Here is a 19,177-nt window from a genome sequence, read left to right on the forward strand (position 1 = left end):
GAGGCTCAGCCCTCGGCTGAATCCTGGAGGGCCCGTCGGTCGGCGCCCGTTGCGCGGGAACCGGCCGAGGGGTGCCCTCAGCCCTTGACCGAGCCCGCGGTCATGCCGCGCACCAGGAAGCGCTGGAGGCTGAAGAACACGATCATCGGGATCACCATCGAGATGAAGGCGCCGGCGGTCAGCAGCTCGGCGCCCTGGCCCTGGGTGCCCAGCATCTGCTGCAGGGTCACGATGATCGTCTTGTTCGCCCCGCCGCCCAGGAACAGCTTGGCGATCAGCAGGTCGTTCCACACCCACAGGAACTGCAGGGTGGCGAAGGCGGCGATCGCCGGGGAGGACATCGGAGCGACCAGGCGCCAGAACGTCTGGAAGTGCGAGGCCCCGTCGATCTTCGCGCTCTCCACGACCGAACCCGGCAGGGTGGTCATGTAGTTGCGCAGGATGTACACCGCCAGCGGCATGCCGAAGCCGGTGTGCAGCATCCACACCGCGAGGAACTGGCCGTTGATCCCCAGCCCCCGCGGGCCCAGTAGGTCCAGCATCGGCTGGAACGCCACCTGGATGGGGACCACCATCAGCGCCACGATGATGATGAACAGCGCATCCTTGCCGGGGAAGCTGATGAACGTGAACGCGTACGCGGCGAAGGCCGCGAACATGATCGGCAGCACCGTCGCCGGCACCGCCACCACCACCGAGTTGATCAGCGAGCTGGTCACCGAGGGATCGGTGAGCACCTGGACGTAGTTGTCCCCGGTCCAGCCGCCCTCCCACAGCGCCGTCCACCAGCCGGTGGTGGCCGCCGCCTCGCGGGTGCGCAGGCTGGTGACCAGCAGGCCGATCGTGGGGATCGTCCACAGGACGACCAGGAGCGGCATCGTGATCATCGCCAGCGGCGACCGCTTGCGCCCGTCCTTCATGATGCCGTTCATCGGTTCGCCTCCTGCTGCCTGAAGCTCTTGACCTGGTAGATCAGCACCGGAATCACCAGGATCAGGAGCACGACCACGATGGCCGAGGCCTGACCGGCCTGCTGCGAGGTGAACAGCTTCCGGAAGAAGAGGTTCGCGATCACGTCGGAGTCGTACAGACCGTTGGTGGTGACGTAGACGAGGTCGAAGACCTTCAGCACCAGGATCAGCACGGTGATCAGCACTGCCAGGAGCGTGGCCCGCACCTGCGGGAAGATGATCTGCCAGAAGATGCGCAGCTCGCTGGCACCGTCCACGCGCCCGGCCTCGACGGTGTCCTCGGGGACCCCCTTGATCGCCGAGCTGATCAGCACCATGGCGAAGCCCGTCTGCAGCCAGATCAGGATCACCATCAGGGCCATCGAGTTCAGCCGCGCGGTCTCGATCTGGTACCAGGGCTGCGGATCGCCGCCCAGGGCCACCACGATGGCGTTGAGCAGACCGGTCTGGGCCGTGTCGGGGGAGTTATAGGCGTAGACCAACCCCCAGATGGTCGCGGCACCGACGAAGCTGATCGCCATCGGCAGGAAGATCATCGACTTCGCGACGTTCTCCCCGCCGGGGGAGAGCTTATCGGCCAGCACCGCCACCGCCAGACCGAAGGCGACGGTCAGCACGGGCACGATGAGGATCCACAGGAAGTTGTTCAGCAGGGTGGACCAGAAGTGGCTGTCGGAGAAGATCGCCCGATAGTTCTCCAGCCCCACCCATGCGGTGGAGTCATCGTTCGCGAAGGAGTAGATGATCGTCTGCACCGTCGGGTACAGCAGGAAGATCGAGATCAGGCTGAATCCCGGCAGCAGGAAGGCATAGGGGATGAGCCCGCGGGAGAACCGCGCGGGGAAGCCTTCGACGCAGACGTTGAGGAAGTAGAAGAACACCACCGAGCCGCCGATGCCGATGATCAGGCCCAGGAGCCCGATCAGCAGGCCCGAGCCCGCGAACCACTGCGGGTAGTACGCGAAGGCCAGGAAGGCGTTGCAGATGAACCAGGCGACGACCGCCATGCCCACGACCCCGATGATCACGCGCACCGGGCGTGCGGAGCCGTGCTTGCGGTCCTCGCTCTCCGTGGAGGACGGACTCTCCGGTCCGGGGCGGGTCTGCGTCGCGGTGGTCACGCCGGCCACCCGTTCTCGATCTCGTCGCAGACCTGCTGGGAGGTCTTCGCGCCCTGCAGCCACTCGACCATGCCCTTCCAGAAGGAGCCGGCGCCGACGGCGGTCGGCATCAGGTCGGAGCCGTCGTAGCGGAAGGCCGCGGCCTCTGAGGCGATCTCCGCGATCTGCCGGGTGATCTCCGAGGAGTACAGCGACTGGTCGAAGGTGCGGTGGGGGCTGAGCCAGCCGCCCGCCTCCGCCCACTCGCCGCCGAACTGGTCGGAGGTCAGGAACTCCATGACCTTCACCGTGTCGTCGTTGAGGGTGAACAGGGTGGCGAGGTCACCGCCGCCCAGGATCGGCTGACCGTCGAATCCGCCCTCCCAGGTGGGCATCGCGTACACCCCGACCTCCGCGTCCATGTTCTCCTGGATGTCCTCGGGGAAGAAGCCGGTGACGAAGTTGCCCTGGCGCACGAGCATCGCGCGCGGCGGCTCCTCGAACAGCGGCAGCGGCGCCTCGGAGAAGGGCGTGGAGATGATCGCGTCGGTGCCGCCGAGCACGTTGCCCTCCCCCTTCAGCAGGTCACCGACGAGGTCGAAGACCTCCACCACCTCGGGAGCATTGAAGGGTATGCGGTGCTTGACCCAGTCGTCGTAGAGCACGGGACCGTGGACACGGAGCATGAACTCCTCGATCCAGTCGGTGCCCACCCAGCCGGTCGCCTGATCGGCGCCCCAGCCGTCGGACCACGGCGTGATGCCGTCGGCCTTCATCTGATCGGTGATCTCGTAGAGCTCCTGCATCGTGGCGGGCGCCTCGCCGTAGCCGCCCTCCTCGTACGCCTGCTTCGGGAACCAGATCAGCGACTTGCAGGCCATGCGCATCGGAGCGCCGAAGACGCGCCCCTCCAGGCGCGCCGAGTCCAGGAACCCGGGGATCAGCGTCGAGTTCAGCTGGTCGTAGTCCAGGAACACGTCGATCGGGGTGATCAGGCCCTCCCCGGCGAGGTCGAACATGCCGCCGGGCTGCGGGAACAGGGCGATGTCGGGGGCGTCACCGGCGCCGGCCCGCTGCCGGATGGTGTTGGTGAAGTCCGAGTCCGGGGTGTACTGGATGGTGATGCCGGAGTCGGACTGGAAGTCCTCGAGGGAGGCCATGAAGGCGTCCATCTCCTGGCCGCCGAAGGCGCCCAGGATGGTGACCGTGCCCGTGCCCGGGGTGTCGCCGGGGGTGTACCGCTCGACCGTGCCGCCGCCTGCGCTGCCGGCCGGGTCGGGATTCTGCAGGCATCCGGTCATCCCCAGCGCCGCGGTGGCCGCGGCCCCGGACATGACCATGCGCCGACTGGGACGTCGAGCCATGATCACTCCTTTGTGAGTCGACGATGTACGTCACGTCACACTGTAGGCGCGTTCTCCCGTCGTGCCTGCTGGTGTCGCAGTTGATGCCGTGTCGTGATCGAATAAGCGCTTTCCTGTCCAGTTCGGTCCGGCCTCCTCGCCCCCGGGCACGGGACAGGGCACGGACCGCATGATCCGTGCCCTGTCCTGTGAGCCCCGGGGTGCGGGGCCTCGCGGGTGCCCGCGACGCCGGGGTCCTACTTCTTCGCGGTGCTGCTCTTCTTCGTCGTGGTGGCCTTCTTCGCGGGGGCGCGCTTGGCGGGGGCCTTCTTCTTGGCCGGCCCCTTCGCGCGCTTCTCCGCGAGCTTCTCGATGGCGATCTGCTCGGAGATCTCCTCGACCTTCTCCGTCGCCCGCAGCGAGACGTTGGTGGCGCCGTCGGTGATGTACGGACCGAAGCGGCCGTCCTTGATCACGATCGGCTTCTCGCTGGTCGGATCGGTGCCGAGCTCCTTCAGCGGGGGCTTGGCGGCGGCCCGGCCCCGGGTCTTGGGCTGAGCGTAGATCTTCTCGGCCTCCTCCATGGTGATCGAGAAGATCTGCTCCTCGGTCTCCAGGGAGCGCGAGTCGGTGCCCTTCTTCATGTACGGACCGTAGCGGCCGTTCTGGGCGGTGATCTCGGTGCCGTCCTCGGTGGTGCCGACCACGCGCGGCAAACTCAGCAGCTTCAGCGCGTCCTCGAGCGTGACGGTGGCCAGATCCATCGACTGCAGCAGCGAGCCGGTGCGGGGCTTCGGCTGCTTGGACTTGGGGACCTTCTTGCCGCCGGTCTCCTCGGGGGCGGGCAGCACCTCGGTGACGTAGGGGCCGTAGCGGCCGTCCTTGGCGACGATCTCGTGCCCGGAGTCGGGATCGGTGCCCAGCACGCGGCCGTCGTCCTTGGCGCGCTCGAGCATCTCCTTCGCCTTCTCGACGGTCAGCTCATCGGGGGCGACCTCGTCGGAGACGTTCGCGCGGCGCGGATCGGCGCCCTCGACCGGGGTGCCGTCCTCGTTCCGGTCGATCAGCTCGACGTAGGCGCCGTAGCGGCCCACCCGCAGGGTGATGCCCTCACCGATCTCGATCGAGTTGATCGCCCGGGCATCGATCTCGCCGAGGTCGTCGACCATGGGCTTCAGCCCGATGGGGCCGTCGGTGCCGTCGGAGAGGTAGAAGTTCTTCAGGTACTCCGCACGCGAGAGATCGCCCTGGGCCATGCGGTCCAGCTGCTGCTCCATCTGCGCGGTGAAGTCGTAGTCGATGAACGGCCCGAAGTGCTCCTCGAGCAGGCGCACCACGGCGAAGGCGGTCCAGCTGGGCACCAGCGCGGTGCCGCGTCGCAGCACGTACCCGCGATCCTGCACGGTCGCGACCGTCGAGGCATAGGTGGAGGGGCGGCCGATGCCGCGGTCCTCCAGCGCTCGCACCAGCGAGGCCTCCGTGAAGCGCGGGGGAGGGGTGGTGGAATGGCCGTCCGGGGCCAGCTCGCGGGTCTCGAGCCGCTGGCCCTCCTGCATCTGCGGCAGGCGCTTGTCGGAGCCCTTGTCGTCGTCGTCCTTGTAGCGGGCGGCGTCCCGACCCTCCTCGTACGCGGCGAGGAAGCCGCGGAAGGTGATCACGGTGCCGGCGGCGCGGAACGTCGCGGCGCGTCCGGCGGCCTCCAGCAGCAGCTCGACGGTGGAGGTGGTGCCCTTGGCATCGGCCATCTGGGAGGCGATGGTGCGCTTCCAGATCAGCTCGTAGAGACGGAACTCGTCGCCCGCGAGCTGGCCGGCCACCTCGGCGGGAGTGCGGAAGTGGTCGCCCGCGGGGCGGATCGCCTCGTGCGCCTCCTGCGCGGCCTGCGACGTGTTCTGGTAGTACCGGGGATTGTCCGGCACGTACTGGCTGCCGTAGAGCTCGGCGGCCTGGGCGCGGGAGGCACGGATCGCCTCACCGGAGAGCGTGACCGAGTCGGTACGCATGTACGTGATGAAGCCGTTCTCGTACAGCGACTGCGCCACCCGCATCGCCTGGCGGGCGCCGAGGCGCAGCTTGCGCGAGGCCTCCTGCTGCAGCGAGGAGGTGGTGAACGGGGCCGCGGGCCGCCGGGTGTACGGCTTGGAGTCGAGCGAGGTCACCGTCGCCGGGACGTCGCCGAGCACCTCGACCAGGGTCTGCGTGGACTCCCCGGTGAGGACGGTGGCGTTCTTCGCACGCGGCTTCAGGGTGCCGTCATCGGCGAAGTCGGAGCCGGTCGCGACGCGGGCGCCGTCGACGGTGGCGATCTTCGCGGCGAACTGGGTGGCGTCGGCCCCGCCCTCGGCGGCGAAGGTGCCGGTGATGTTCCAGTAGTCGGCGGGGACGAAGGCCATCCGCTCGCGTTCGCGCTCGACCACCAGGCGGGTGGCGACGGACTGCACGCGACCGGCCGACAGCGAGGGCTTGATCTTGCGCCACAGCACCGGGGAGAGCTCGAAGCCCACCAGACGGTCCAGGATGCGGCGGGTCTCCTGCGCATCGACCAGGCTCGCGTCGATGTCGCGGGTGTTCTCCAGCGCGGCCCGGATCGCGTCCTTGGTGATCTCGTGGAACACCATGCGCTTGACCGGCAGGGACTTCTTGGGCTTGAGGGTCTCCAGCAGGTGCCAGGCGATGGCCTCGCCCTCGCGGTCCTCATCGGTGGCGAGGTAGAGGGTGTCGGCGTCCTTGAGGGCCTTCTTCAGCTCCGCGACGGTCTTCTTCTTGTCGGGACTGACGATGTAGTAGGGGTCGAAGCCGTTCTCGACGTCGACGCCGAACCGACCGTACGGCCCCTTCTTCATCTCGGCGGGCAGGTCACGAGGCACCGGGATGTCGCGGATGTGGCCCACCGACGCCATGACCTCGTACTCGTCCCCGAGATACCGACCGATGGTCCGCGCCTTCGCCGGGGACTCGACGATCACCAGATGTCGTCCGCCTGTCACGTTGCTGTGTCCTTCCTCGCCGCGTCGTCTCGCGGCCCGTCTGCCGTGGCCGAATGCCAGGGTCCGGGGTGAACCGGACGCGTCAGGGCGCTCGGCGAGTGTTCACGGTACACGGTTCGCAGAGCGGGTCCGGTGTGACGTCGGCACGCGCAGCAGGAGCGTCAGCGCGAGCCAGGAGGCGGTGACCCCGCCGATCAGGGCGGCGGTGACGAGGAAGGCGGGCAGCTGCTGGGCGGGGTCGTGGAGGTCCAGCGGGCGCGGCAGGGAGAACAGCCCGAACCCTCCCCAGGCGAGCCCGGCCGCGCCGACGAGGCCGAGCAGGAAGGCCATCACCTTCTCGACGGGGTGAGGGCGGGGCGGGGCCAGCGGAGCGGACCTCCGGGTGCCGCGCCGCCGACGACCGCGGTCGGGCCGGGCCGCGGCCCGGGCGCGCCGGCGCCGGGTGTCCAGCCCGTCCAGGGCGAGGGTCAGGAAGGTCCAGGCCGCGACGACGGTGATCGCGCCGATCACGTCGCTGGGCCGGTGCCAGCCGACCACCAGCGTGCCGATGCCGGCGGCGGTGGTCCACGCCGCCCCCAGCGGGGCGAGCACCGCCCGGGCCCGGCCCCCGGCCAGCACCAGCGCGATCATCGCGGTCGCGGCGAGGGTGGTGTGCCCGGAGGGGAAGGAGTTGGGGGTGATCTCGATCCCCGGCCCCAGCACCTCCCGGGTGAGCAGCACGCGTTTGATCACCTGGGTGGTGAGGTTGGCGCCGAGCACGAGCGTCCCGATCGGCAGCAGCAGCCCCGGGCGGCGCCGCAGCAGCACCAGCAGCACGGCGAGCACGAGCAGCGCCGTGATCACGGGGAGGCTGACGGTCCCCACCGCGATCTCGGCATAGTGGGACAGTCGCCCGTCATCGCCCTTCGCCCCGGAGGAGACCAGCTGGTCCAGGCGCTGTCCGCTCGCGGTGCCGACGGCCGTGCGGGCCAGGGCCACGACCGCGAGCACGCTCACCCCCGCGGCGAGCAGGGACAGCAGCGGGCGGCCGAACCCCCCGAGGCGGGTGGTGGGGTCGGTGTTCACAGCGTCACCATCCCGGTGAGGACCAGCTCGCGCACGGCCGCCAGCACCCGCTCGAGGGTCTCGTCCTCCTCCGCCTCGGTGAGGGCGCACACCGCACCGACCACCTGGGCGAGGGTGAGGGTGCCGTCCAGTGCGCCGACGGTGGCCGCCAGCTGCTGATCGGCGCGCACGCTCCGTGCGAACCCCGCGCCCTGGACCAGCTCGATCAGCATCGGGTCCCACTGGCCGGGGGTGAGATGGCGGCGCTCGACCACATCCGCGGCCCGCACCGGGCGGGCCGCGGCCAGGGCGGCGTCGTCCAGGGTCGCGAGCGTCCCGATCGCGCGCAGCGACGCGGCGAGATGCTCGGCGAGGGTGCCGCTGCCGGTGCCGGGCACCTGCTCGGTGCGCAGCACCCCGGGGCGCGGCGCCGCCGTGACGGGCCGGCGCAGCAGCAGGTATCCGAAGCCGAGCTGCTCCACCCCGCGACGGTCGAAGTCGTCGAGCCAGGCCCCCACCAGGGGAGCCCAGTCCGGGTCGCGGTCGGTGATCCCGCCGTCGCGCACCCAGGTCTCCGCGTACTGCGCCGGGTCCTCCTGCGCGCGCTGCAGCACCCAGGCATCCACCCCGTCGGCCGCGGCGTCCCGCAGCCAGGCGCGGGGGTGGGCGTCCCACTCGGCGGGGTCCGTGATCTCCCAGTTCCCGAGCATCACCGCGCTGCCGCCGGGGGAGAGGTGGGCGGGCAGAGCGCGGGCCAGCTCGGCCAGCAGCGTGTCGCCGGCGCGGCGGCCGTCGCGGTAGGTCCAGGTGGTCGCCCCCTCGGCCGTATCGCGGGGGGTGATGACGAACGGGGGGTTGGAGACGATCAGGTCGAATTCCTCCCCGGCCACCGGTACGAGCAGCGAGCCCTGCCGCAGCTCGATCTCGATGCCGTTCAGCGCCGCGTTGAAGGCGGCGACGGCGAGGGCGCGCGCGGAGAGGTCGGTGGCGACCACGTGCGCGGCGTGGCGGGAGGCGTGCAGTGCCTGGATGCCGCCGCCGCAGCCCAGGTCCAGCACCTTGTCGACGTGGGCGCGGGGGGTGATCCGGGCCAGGGTGAGGGAGGCGCCGCCCACCCCGAGCACGTGCTCGGGTCCCAGCGGCCGTCCGGTCGCGAGCTCCGAGAGGTCCGAGGCGATCCACCAGTCGATCTGCCCGGCGTCGTCGCTGGCCGAGTACGGCGCGAGCTCCAGCAGCGCCCGCACCGCGCCGTCGGCGTCCGCCGTGGGGGCGAGCTCCACCAGGCCCAGCCGCATCGCACCGTCGACGCCGAGCGAGGGCAGCGCGGCCTCGACCCGGGCGCGCGGCACCACCGCCCCGAGGGTGAACAGGCGCAGCAGCCCGGCCGCCGGCTCGTGGCGAGCCGCCAGCACGCGATCGGCAGGCACCGGGTTCATGCGGCGCAGCGCGTCGGCCGCGACCGGGCCGAGCAGCTGCTCGATCGTCGCTGTCAGATAGGACGCCGCCGCGAGGTCCGCGCGCAGAGCGGCGATCTCCGCGGGCAGCACCTGTGGGGGCCCGGGCGGGCTGTCGGTGGACATGGCTACGATTGTGCATCAGCCATCTGGGCCGAAACCGGAGATCAGGTGGAGCACATGTGCAGGCCCGGTGGGCGGGGTCGGCAGGGAGGAGAGGCGGGAGAGGATGCGAGCAGGCCGGGCACCAGAGCTCCTCGCCGACCTCACCGCACCGCTGACCCGTCGCACCTGCCTGACCCATATCGAGCAGCGGCCCGCCCGGGCCGGCCGTCGCGGCAGCTTCCCGGAGTGGACCGATCCGCGCCTGGTGACGCATCTCGCGCAGCAGGGCATCACCGCCCCCTGGACCCATCAGGAGCAGGCGGCGCAGCGCGCCCATGAGGGGCAGGACGTGGTGCTCGCCACCGCCACCGCCTCGGGGAAGTCCCTGGCCTATCTGCTGCCCGTGCTCACCGCCATCGGTGCACGGGAGCACGATCCCGAGGCGCGCCGGGCGACCGCGCTGTACCTGTCGCCGACGAAGGCGCTGGCCGCGGACCAGCTGACCAACATCACCACGATGGCCGACGGCGCCGGGATCCGCGATGCCCGCATCGCGGTCTATGACGGGGACACCCCCACGGAGCAGCGTCGCTGGGTGCGCCGCCACGGCACCGTGGTGCTCACCAATCCCGACATGCTCCACTTCGGGATCCTGCCCGGTCACGAGCAGTGGGCCCACTTCTTCCGTGCCCTGCGCTTCGTGGTGATCGACGAGTGCCACAGCTACCGGGGCGTCTTCGGCAGCCACGTCTCGATGGTGATCCGGCGCCTGCGACGGATCGCGGCGCACTACCGCGCCGAGCCCACGTTCATCCTCGCCTCCGCCACCACCGCGAACCCGGAGCTCTCGGCTTCCCGGCTGATCGGGCGGGACGTCGAGGCGGTCACCGAGGACGGCTCCCCGCGCGCCGGGCTGACCATCGGGCTGTGGGAGCCGGGCACCCGCACCCGGGTCGACGGCCGCGGGGATCCCGCCCGGTGGGTCGACAGCGACGGCTCCGGCGAGAGCGCTGTCGACGAGGACGGGGCGGACGGTGAGGGCGCCTCCCCGCGGCGCACCGAGGACCCGCTGCGCCGCTCCGCGACCAGCGAGGCGGGGGCGCTGCTCGCGGATCTCGTCGAACGGGACGTGCAGACGCTCGTCTTCGCCCGCTCCCGGCGCGGCGCCGAGCTGGTCGCCGGCGGGGCGCGCCGGCTGCTGGAGCAGAAGGCCGAGCAGACGGTCTCCCCGCAGCTCGCCGACCGGGCGAGCCGGATCGCCGCCTACCGCGGCGGCTACCTGGCCCGCGAGCGGCGGCAGCTGGAGGATGCGCTGCGTTCCGGGGAGCTGCAGGCGCTGGCCTCGACCAACGCCCTCGAGCTGGGGATCGACATCGCCGGGCTGGATGCGGTGGTGGTCGCCGGGTGGCCCGGCACCCGCGCCTCGCTGTGGCAGCAGTTCGGCCGGGCCGGGCGGCGCCAGGACGCGCACGGCGGAGCGCTCGCGCTCTTCGTGGCGAGGGAGGATCCGCTGGACACCTATGTGGTCCACCACCCCGAGACGATCTTCGGCGCCGAGGTCGAGGCGTCCGTCTTCGACCCCGGGAACCCGTACGTGATGACCCCGCACCTGTGCGCCGCCGCCTCCGAGCTGGCGATCCGGGACGGCGAGGAGGAGCTCTTCGGGCCCACCGCACGGGAGCTGCTGGAGACCCTGGCCGCCCGTGGGGTGCTGCGTTCGCGGGCCAGCGGCTGGTACTGGACGCTGAGCGACTCCGCGCACCAGCTCACCGACCTGCGCGGCAGCGGAGGGGAGCCGGTGCGGATCGTCGAGCAGACCAGCGGCGTGCTGCTGGGCACCGTGGACGCCGCGAGCGCCCACACCCAGGTCCATGACGGCGCCGTCTACCTCCACCAGGGCACGAACTATGTGGTGGACCATCTCGACGTCGACCAGGCGGTCGCCTTCGTGCACCGGGAGGACCCGCTGCACAGCACCCATCCGCAGACCGCCTCGACGCTGCGGATCCGGCAGATCGACCGCCAGGTGGACTGGGAGGGTGGCGTCCAGCTGTGCTTCGGCACCGTGGACGTCACCGACCAGGTCACCGGCTACCAGGTCCGCGACGTGTTCACCCAGGCCGTCCTGGCCCAGCATCCGCTGGACCTGCCGCCGCGCACCCTGACCACCAAGGCCGTGTGGTGGGTGATCCCGCAGGCGACCACCGAGGGTGCGGAGATCCCCGGGGAGGAGCTGCCCGGGGCGCTGCACGCCGCCGAGCATGCCGCGATCTCGATGCTGCCGCTGCTGGCGACCTGCGACCGCTGGGACATCGGCGGGCTCTCGGCCGCCCAGCACGAGGACACCGGGGCGCCGACGATCTTCGTCTACGACGGGGCGCCGGGCGGGGCCGGCTTCGCCGAGCGCGGGGCCGACGACGCCGCGGCCTGGGTGCGGGCCACCGCCGACATGATCGGCGAATGCGGCTGCGAGGCGGGCTGCCCCGCCTGTGTGGTCTCCCCGAAGTGCGGCAACGGCAACGAGCCGCTGTCCAAGGCGCAGGCGGTGGCCCTGCTGGGGCTGCTGCGGCCCTGAGCGGTGACGCCTCCGCGCGGCGAGAGCCCTCAGGGCAGCTCCGCCGGGCCCGGTCCGGCCCGAGAACGCGCCGTCATCGCCGGCAGCGGGGAGGCCTCGACCTCGACGGTGACCAGCACGTCCCAGCCGCGCTGCTCGCACAGCAGCAGTCGGGCACCGTTGCGAGTGGCGACCTCGGCGGCGAGGTCGCAGGGGTGGGGACGGGCCACCGCCACCGCATCTGCCGCGGCCAGCGACGCCAGATCGGCGGCGGTCGCGGCCCGGGACTGGGCGATCAGCCCGGTGCCCAGCAGGGACAGGCCCGCCACCATCGTGGTGGCCGCCCCGGTCCAGGCCAGCACCGAGGCGGCCCCGGTGCTCACGGCGCACCGCCCTGCAGCAGCTGGGGTTCGCGCCGTGCCTCCGCCTCGGCGCTGAGCGTCCAGCGGGCTCCGAGGAGCGGGCCGGCCGGAGCCTCCAGGGTGCGGCGCACCTCGACCCGCACCCACGGCCCGGCGACCGACGTGGTCACCTCGGTGCCCTCACCGCCGATCTGCTGGGCGACGGCGACGGCCGCCGCGGTGTCCTCACCGCGGGCGAGCTCCCGGGCGGCGCCGCGGGCCGCGCTCTCGAGCCGCAGCTGGGTGCCGAGGCCCATCCCGGTCAGCAGCACCACGACCACCATCACCACCACCACGGGCAGCACGATCGCGGTCTCCGCGGTGGCGGACCCCCGGTCGCCCCCGAGCGGGGACGACCGGGCGGACCGCGGCATCACAGCCCCTTGGACAGGGCCGAGGTGATGATGGCCATCAGCAGGTCGCGCACCTCCCCGGACGCCAGCAGGGCGACCAGGACGGCGGCGAAGCCGCAGGCGGCGAGCACCGTGATGGCGTACTCGGCGGTCGAGGCGCCGGTCTCGTCGCGCATCGCGCGGTCCAGGGTGCGGCGCATCCGGTGCAGGGTGTGGGACATGGGGTCCTCCTTCTCATCGTGGGCGGAGAGGTCCCCGCCCGGGGCGCGGCCGGAGCCGGCCGGGCCGCGACGGCGGTCGCCGCCGCGGTGGCGGCCGTGGCCGCCGTGCACCCGCCCGGAAGGGCAGGTGCGCCGGGCAGGGCCCGGCTGTCCTGGGTCTCACCCCGTGCCCGGGGCGAGGGTGCCGCCGAGCAGGGACATCACGGTGGGGGTGATCCCGAGGGCGACGAACGCGGGCAGCAGGGCGAGGCCGGTGGGCAGCACCAGGCGGACCGCCAGCTGGGCGGCGAGCACCTCGGCGGCCCGGGCCCGACCCCGCCGGGCGTCGCGGGCGGCCGCGCGCAGCACGCGGGACAGATCGGCGCCGGTGCCCTCGGCGAGCACCACGGAACGCTCCAGCGCCCCCAGTTCGGCGGGCAGCGCCCGGCCGGCGAGAGAGGCCGGCACCCCGGCCTGGAGGGCGGTGGCGGCCCGCTGCAGCCCCCTGGCCGCGTCCCCGTCGGGCAGGGCCTGCCCGACGGCGGCGACCGCACCGGCCAAGGGGAGTCCGGACTCCAGGGCGCCGGCGATCAGCTCGAGCTGCACCGAGGGGTCCACCCGGTGGTGCCGGGGAGGATCGGCGCGGTGGATGAGCCGATGCATCCACCACCAGCCGCATCCGGTCAGGGCGAGGCCCGCGATGCCGAGCAGGTTCCCGGTCGGGGAGGTCAGCAGCAGCCGCAGCGGGTCCCCGCCCAGCAGCATCCCCAGCCCGAGCCCGGCCAGGGGCAGCACCAGCAGGATCCGGGCGGTGGAGCGCGGCCCGGCGAAGGCGCTGCGCCGCGCCTGTGCGGCGTCGTGCAGATCGCGCAGCGCCTCGGCCAGGTGCTGCAGCATCACGGTGGTCGGTGCCCCCGTCCGCTGGCACACCGTCAGGGCGGTGCTGAGCGAGGCGACCATGTCGGTGCGGCGAAGACGTTCACCGGCGGCACGGCGGAGGTCCGCGCCTGCGGCGGCGGCCCGGGCGAGGTCCTGCAGCTCGCCGGCGGGGAGCGACCGGCCGAGCGCAGCCCAGGCCTGGCGCGGACCGGCCCCGGAGCTGATCACCGTGGCCAGCTGCTCCACCAGGTGCGCCATCTCCAGCGGACCGGCGGCCTCGCGGCGGGCACGGCGCCCCGGTGCAGGTGCGGGGGAGCGGACGGGCGGTGGGGCGAGCACCCACAGCACCACCAGCAGCACGGCGATCGCGACGGTGATCATGCCGCTCTCCGGCGTTCTGCGCGGGGTGCGCTGGATCGGCCCGGAGCGGAGGGGCCTGCGGTGACGGGCGCGGACCGGGCGGAGAGCCGGCCCGCGAGCGCCGCAGCGGCCGGACCCTCCTCGAGGCGACCCTCCCGCACCCGCAGGGCCGTCACCGCCTCCAGCAGGCCGGCCTCGCCCCGCCGCAGCAGTGCGATCTCCTCGAGGGCCCGCACCCCGCCGCGACGACCCAGGTGGACCACCACCTCGAGTGCGCTCGCGACCTGGGAGGCCAGTGCCGCCCGGTCGAGACCGCCGAGGGCACCGAGGGCCTCGAGCCGAGCGGGGACATCGCCCGCAGCGTTCGCATGGACGGTGCCGCAGCCACCCTCGTGACCGGTGTTCAGCGCCTGCAGCAGCTCCCGCAGCTCTCCGCCGCGGCATTCGCCCAGGACGATCCGGTCCGGGCGCATCCGCAGGCTCTGGCGCACCAGGGCGGTGAGGTCCACGGCGCCGGCCCCCTCGCTGTTCGGGTGCCGTGACTGCAGGTGGACGACGTGAGGGTGGTCCACGGACAGCTCCAGCACGTCCTCGACCACGACGATCCGCTCGGCGGGAGGGGCCTGGCCGAGCATCGCCGCCAGCAGGGTCGACTTCCCGGTGCCGGTGCCCCCGGTGACCAGGAACGGCACCCGCGCGGTGACGATCGCCAGCAGTGCCGCGCGGGCGTCGCGGCCCAGGGCGCCGAGCTGTTCGAGGTCCTCCAGGCCGAGGTGCCGGGCTGCGGGCAGGCGCAGGGAGAGGATCGCCCCGCCCGGGGACAGCGGCGGGAGCACGGCATGGAAGCGGATGCCGGAGGGCAGGTGCGCATCGGCCCACGGCATCGCGTCATCCAGGCGGCGGCCGCCGACGATGGCGAGGCGGACCGCCAGGTCCCGTGCCTGGGCGGGCCCGATCCGGTGCGCGGTGCGGTGCAGGCCGTCGGCGTCGTCCACCCACACCGTGCCGTCGTCGTTGACCAGCAGGTCGGTGACGCCGGGGGCGACGAGCTCCTGCAGGGGGCCGAGCCCGTCCACGTGATCGCGGATCCGGGTGGTCAGCTCGAGCGTCGCCGCCGCGCCCAGCACCCGGCCCTGCCGCCGCAGCACCCGTACGATGCGAGGGACGTCCACGGTGCCGGGGAAGCGCACCAGGTCCTCGCGCACCAGTTCGAGCAGCCCGGCGAGATCCTCCTGCGGGGCCGGGGCCCCGGCGCTGCTCATGACCGCGCCCCGGCCCCGAGCCGCGCCATCAGCTCGCGCGCGGCGCGGTCGGCGCCGCGCCGGCGCACGTCCAGCAGCGGCACGGTGCCGCGCGGGCAGTCGCGGAAGGAGGCGGCGAGGGGGAGGCCGAGATCCTCGCAGACCTCACCGGCGCCGAGCGGGCCGCTGCGCCGCACGGCGGCGTGCGCGAGCCCGCTGGGCAGCTGCCAGCTGCGCAGTCTGCGCGCCGTCGCGCGCACCGCGTGATCGGTGGCGGGGACGACCACCAGCAGCTGATCGAGATGCTCCGCCGCCGCAGGGACCAGCGCCGGGCCGAGATCCACCACCACCGTCCCGCCGAGCGCGGACAGCGCCGAGAGCACCGGCGGCAGCGTCTGCTCCGTGGGGCCGGGGTCCTCGCCGGCGACCAGCAGCCGCACCTCGTCCACCCGGGGCAGGCCCGCATGCAGCGCCTCCCCGTCGCCGGGCCCCAGGTCCGCGGCCTCCCGCCATCTGATCCCCTCCAGCGCGGGAGCCTCGACCAGCAGATCCGTGCCGCCTCCCAGCGGGTCGGCATCGACCAGGGTGCTCGGTCCCTGAGCGCGCGCCGCCGCCGCCAGACGGGCTGCGAAGCTCGAGGCGCCCGCCCCGCCGCAGCCGCCGACCACTCCCAGCAGCAGCGCGGTCGAGCGCGGCCGGGCCAGCTCGGCGAGCCGGGACAGGAACTCGTCCGAACCGGCGGGCAGTGGGAGCACCGCTCGGGCACCGGCGGTGAGCGCCGCCGACCAGACCGCGGTGGGGACGTCCGGGGCATCGGCCACCACCAGGAGCGGGCTGCCGTCGCGGCCGGAAGAACGGTACCCGGCGGCGAGCCCGGCAGCATCGGTCACCGTGCAGACCGTCGCCGCCTCACCCGGCCCGTCGAGCAGGTCGAGGCCGACGGCCGTGGCGTGGTCCAGGACCAGTTCTCTGAGCATCTCGTCGGTGCCCGCCCACCAGGCCGCCGGGCGGCCCGCGGCGGCGGGGGCGGCAGCGGCCCGCTCCGGAGCAGGGAAGGAGGAGCGTCGACGCTGCGGCGTCCCGTCGGGGCGATGCGAGGGCTCGGTGGGAACAGCGGCGTCGACGAGCCCGGGCACGGCGACCCGCGCAGCGGGGGAGGTGGAGATCGTCCTGGTCATGCAGTCATCGTGGCCGTCCGCAGGGCTGTGCGACAGCAGCCCTCCCAGGCGGTGGACAACCGGACGTTGTGGAGGGATGGTCGGCCGGTCGGACCCGCGTGACGCCTCGTTCGGCGCGGGCTTGCGTGATGTCGGACACCCCCGTAAGGTCAGACGTCCGACATCTGTTGTCCTGGCGGGTCGAGGCCGATCCGCCGCCCCGTGGGCGCCGGAGCCCACGGGTGGGCAGCAGACGCGACCGGAAGTGGAAACCCGTGACCCCAGCACGCCGTACCAGCGCCGCCCTCGGCGGCCTCGTCCTGACGTCCGCCCTCCTCATGGGAGGGGCAGCCCTCGCCCACGCCGAGCAACCCGGAGAGTTCGAGGAGCAGCGCATCGCCCTCGGCGGCGACGGAGAGTTCCCGAACTACCGCATCCCCGCCCTCGTCCAGCTGGAGAACGGCGACCTGCTCGCCTCCTACGACGGCCGCCCCACCGGCACCGACGCCCCCGGCCCGAACTCGATCCTGCAGCGCCGCTCCACCGACGGCGGCAGCACCTGGGGTGAGCAGACCGTGGTCGCCGAGGGTGTGGCCGGCACGGAGAAGCTCGGCTACTCGGACCCGTCCTACGTGTACGACCGGGAGACCGGGACGCTGTTCAACTTCCATGTGTTCTCCAAGGACACCGGCTTCTGGAACGGCGCCTACGGCAACGACGACGCCGACCGGTCCGTGCTGAGCGCCTCGGTCTCGGTCTCCACCGACGACGGCCGCACCTGGACCCAGAGGTCCGTCACCGAGATCGTCAAGCCCGACGAGGTGCGCGCCACCTTCGCCTCCTCCGGGCACGGCATCCAGATCCGGCGCGGACCGTACGCGGGGCGCCTGGTCCTGCAGTACGCCGGCGCCTTCTCCGACGGTTCGGTGCGCGCCTACTCGGTGTACTCCGATGACCACGGCGAGACCTGGCAGATGGGCACGCCGGTGGGGACGAACATGGACGAGAACAAGGTCGTGGAGCTGTCCGACGGCACCCTGATGCTGAACTCGCGCATGCATTCGGGGGGCACGGCCCGGTACGTGGCCACCTCCACCGACGGCGGAGAGACCTGGTCCGAGCCCGAGATCGACCACACCCTGACCGATCCGCGCAACAACGCCTCGATCATCCCCATGAATCCCGAGGCCGCCGCCGGATCGGCCGAGGCGGAGGAGCTGCTGTTCTCCAACGCGAACAGCGCCGCCGGCCGGCAGAACGGCACCGTGCGGTACTCCTGCGACGACGGCGCCACCTGGCCGGTCGCGACGACGTTCCAGCCGGGAGCCACGTCGTACTCCGATCTCGTGGCCCTGCAGGACGGCACCTTCGGCGTCCTGTACGAGGGGGCGAGCAGCGAGATCCGCTACGGCGCGTTCGACGAGGAGTGGCTGCAGCCCTTCTGCGCCGCCTTCTCCCCCGCCACCGCCACCCTCGACGCCGGGCAGGAGTCCGAGCTGACCTTCACCGTGCGCAACGACGACGCGGACACGCTCCCCGCGGGCACCGCGACCGCCGTCCTGCCCGACGGGTGGACCGCGGACACCCTCGAGGTGCCGGCCCTGGCCCCGGGCGAGTCCACCGAGGTGCGCGTGCCGGTCACCGCTCCCGCCTCCGCCCAGGCCGGAGTGACGCGCGGCGAGGTGCGGGTGCAGGCCGGCAGCTACGCGCTGCGCGGCGACGCGGAGATCACGGTGGAGCAGGGCGCGCCCGCGATGCTGGGCGCACAGATCACCGGTGAGCGCAGCGACGTGGACCGCGACCTGGCCGTGGACCCGTACGCCGAGGGCGACCAGGTGCCGTACCGATTCCGGGTGCAGTCCACCGCCAACGTGGCCCAGACGGTCACCCCGGTGGCCGGCAACTTCTCCCCGCTGCTGCCGCCGGCCGGCGGCAACTGCCGCTGGCGGAACCTGCCTGCCGGTGATGCCTACAACTGCACCACCCCGCGGCACACGGTGACGGCCGAGGAGGCGGCCGACGGCTTCTTCGTCCCCGACACCACCTGGGAGCTCACCGGCGAGCAGCTCGCCGCCGAGACCGTGGACGTGGTCGGTGACGAGGTGGATCTGCGGGTCCGCGCTCCGCAGCTGGACCTGGAGCGCACCGTCGAGGGCACCACTGATGTGGACGGCGACGGGTACGACTCCGCCGGCGACACCATCGAGTACGCGATGGTCGTCACCAACACCGGGAATGTGCGCCTGACCGGGCTGGCCGGTGCGGTGGAGGCCGAGCGGCTGGCCGTGGGCGAGACCCTCACCGCCGCGGCGACCTACACCCTCACCGCGGCCGATGTGGCCGCAGGGACGGCGACGCTCCCTGCGCCCACCGTGACGGCCGCCAACGGCGGCCTGGATGCGAGCGCTTCCCTCGCGGAGCAGTCCGTGGAGCTGGACGTCGCGCCGCCGGCCGCACCGAAGCCGGAGCTGTCCCTGACCGGCACCGTCCACCCGTCGATCCGTGGCACGGACCAGGGGGACCTGGACCTGCCCAGCGGCAAGATCGCGCGGGGCTCCGAGCTGGAGGTGACCGGCCTGGAGGCCGGGACCTGGTACGGCACCACCTTCGACGGCACCCAGCTGGGCGATTGGCAGCAGGCGGATGCCGAGGGCACCCTCACCGTCACCCTTCCGGGGACCCGTGGCGGCGCCGACACCTTCGCGGTGCATGCGGCGGACGGCTCCGTGCTCGGCTGGTCGATCGTGAAGCTGCGCTGAGCATGACCTGAGGGAGCGAGCGGGCCGGGGCGGCCCCACGGGAGCGCCCCGGCCTCTGGCCTCCGCGCCGACCCGGGGTCGGTGGCCCCGACCGCTGACCGGTGCGTCGTCCGCGGCGTCACCGCATGTCGAGGGCATTCCTCCGTGAGGCACCGAAGACCGTTCGCGGGCACTTTTCGTGAGTCTCGTCGGGTGCCGTAGTGCCTCATGTCAAGATGCCCGCGAAATCCTTGCCGTGCCTCAGCTAAGAATGCCCGCGAACGGCCCGG

At 72.8% G+C, this 19,177-nt stretch carries 14 protein-coding genes; 2 read left to right on the top strand and 12 right to left on the bottom strand.

The genetic code is table 11. From position 1 onward, the window contains the following. Positions 1-77: 77 nt before the first annotated feature. The 6 genes from ACHUEU_RS14150 to ACHUEU_RS14175 form a co-directional block, all read right to left on the bottom strand. A complete protein-coding gene (locus tag ACHUEU_RS14150; protein ID WP_394216771.1) occupies positions 78-932 on the bottom strand; it encodes a carbohydrate ABC transporter permease in 855 nt (284 codons plus the stop codon). After that, positions 929-2,092: a carbohydrate ABC transporter permease gene (locus ACHUEU_RS14155; RefSeq protein ID WP_394216772.1), complete on the bottom strand. Its 1,164-nt coding sequence runs from the start codon at positions 2,090-2,092 to the stop codon at positions 929-931. The genes ACHUEU_RS14150 and ACHUEU_RS14155 overlap by 4 nt, the downstream gene beginning before the upstream one ends. After that, a complete protein-coding gene (locus tag ACHUEU_RS14160) occupies positions 2,089-3,435 on the bottom strand; it encodes an ABC transporter substrate-binding protein (protein WP_394216773.1) in 1,347 nt (448 codons plus the stop codon). The genes ACHUEU_RS14155 and ACHUEU_RS14160 overlap by 4 nt, the downstream gene beginning before the upstream one ends. Positions 3,436-3,671: 236 nt before the next feature. Beyond that, a complete protein-coding gene (gene topA / locus ACHUEU_RS14165; RefSeq protein WP_394216774.1) occupies positions 3,672-6,401 on the bottom strand; it encodes a type I DNA topoisomerase in 2,730 nt (909 codons plus the stop codon). 102 nt (positions 6,402-6,503) lie between these two features. Continuing rightward, the gene (locus tag ACHUEU_RS14170; protein WP_394216775.1) at positions 6,504-7,466 is read right to left on the bottom strand and encodes a phosphatase PAP2 family protein; all 963 of its coding nucleotides are present in this window, start codon (positions 7,464-7,466) and stop codon (positions 6,504-6,506) included. Then, positions 7,463-9,025: a DUF7059 domain-containing protein gene (locus ACHUEU_RS14175; protein WP_394216776.1), complete on the bottom strand. Its 1,563-nt coding sequence runs from the start codon at positions 9,023-9,025 to the stop codon at positions 7,463-7,465. The genes ACHUEU_RS14170 and ACHUEU_RS14175 overlap by 4 nt, the downstream gene beginning before the upstream one ends. A 103-nt stretch (positions 9,026-9,128) precedes the next feature. On the opposite strand from ACHUEU_RS14175, the gene ACHUEU_RS14180 reads away from it, so the two are divergent. Continuing rightward, a complete protein-coding gene (locus tag ACHUEU_RS14180; protein WP_394216777.1) occupies positions 9,129-11,579 on the top strand; it encodes a DEAD/DEAH box helicase in 2,451 nt (816 codons plus the stop codon). A gap of 29 nt (positions 11,580-11,608) precedes the next feature. On the opposite strand, the gene ACHUEU_RS14185 is transcribed toward ACHUEU_RS14180, so the two are convergent. The 6 genes from ACHUEU_RS14185 to ACHUEU_RS14210 form a co-directional block, all read right to left on the bottom strand. Further along, entirely contained in the window at positions 11,609-11,941 is a 333-nt protein-coding gene (locus ACHUEU_RS14185; protein WP_394216778.1) for an Rv3654c family TadE-like protein, read from the bottom strand. Beyond that, the gene (locus ACHUEU_RS14190; protein ID WP_394216779.1) at positions 11,938-12,333 is read right to left on the bottom strand and encodes a TadE family type IV pilus minor pilin; all 396 of its coding nucleotides are present in this window, start codon (positions 12,331-12,333) and stop codon (positions 11,938-11,940) included. Before ACHUEU_RS14190 ends, ACHUEU_RS14185 begins: the two co-directional genes overlap by 4 nt. Continuing rightward, a complete protein-coding gene (locus ACHUEU_RS14195) occupies positions 12,333-12,533 on the bottom strand; it encodes a DUF4244 domain-containing protein (RefSeq protein ID WP_394216780.1) in 201 nt (66 codons plus the stop codon). Before ACHUEU_RS14195 ends, ACHUEU_RS14190 begins: the two co-directional genes overlap by 1 nt. Before the next feature lie 159 nt (positions 12,534-12,692). Continuing rightward, on the bottom strand, positions 12,693-13,772 hold the full coding sequence (locus tag ACHUEU_RS14200) for a type II secretion system F family protein (RefSeq protein WP_394216781.1): 1,080 nt from the start codon (positions 13,770-13,772) through the stop codon (positions 12,693-12,695). After that, positions 13,769-15,013, bottom strand: a complete 1,245-nt coding sequence (locus ACHUEU_RS14205) for a TadA family conjugal transfer-associated ATPase (protein WP_394216782.1) — start codon at positions 15,011-15,013, stop codon at positions 13,769-13,771. The genes ACHUEU_RS14200 and ACHUEU_RS14205 overlap by 4 nt, the downstream gene beginning before the upstream one ends. Further along, positions 15,010-16,170 carry a CpaE-like family protein gene (locus tag ACHUEU_RS14210; RefSeq protein WP_394216783.1) on the bottom strand — a complete coding sequence of 387 codons (1,161 nt, stop codon included), beginning with the start codon at positions 16,168-16,170 and terminating at the stop codon, positions 15,010-15,012. Before ACHUEU_RS14210 ends, ACHUEU_RS14205 begins: the two co-directional genes overlap by 4 nt. A gap of 254 nt (positions 16,171-16,424) precedes the next feature. Here ACHUEU_RS14210 and ACHUEU_RS14215 point away from each other — a divergent pair, with 254 nt between their 5' ends. Then, positions 16,425-18,908 (top strand): exo-alpha-sialidase, encoded by a 2,484-nt coding sequence (locus tag ACHUEU_RS14215; RefSeq protein ID WP_394216784.1) that lies wholly within the window; start codon positions 16,425-16,427, stop codon positions 18,906-18,908. Positions 18,909-19,177 lie beyond the last annotated feature (269 nt).

The sequence above is a fragment of the Brachybacterium vulturis genome, assembly GCF_043641765.1.
Classification (GTDB): Bacteria; Actinomycetota; Actinomycetes; order Actinomycetales; family Dermabacteraceae; genus Brachybacterium; species Brachybacterium vulturis_A.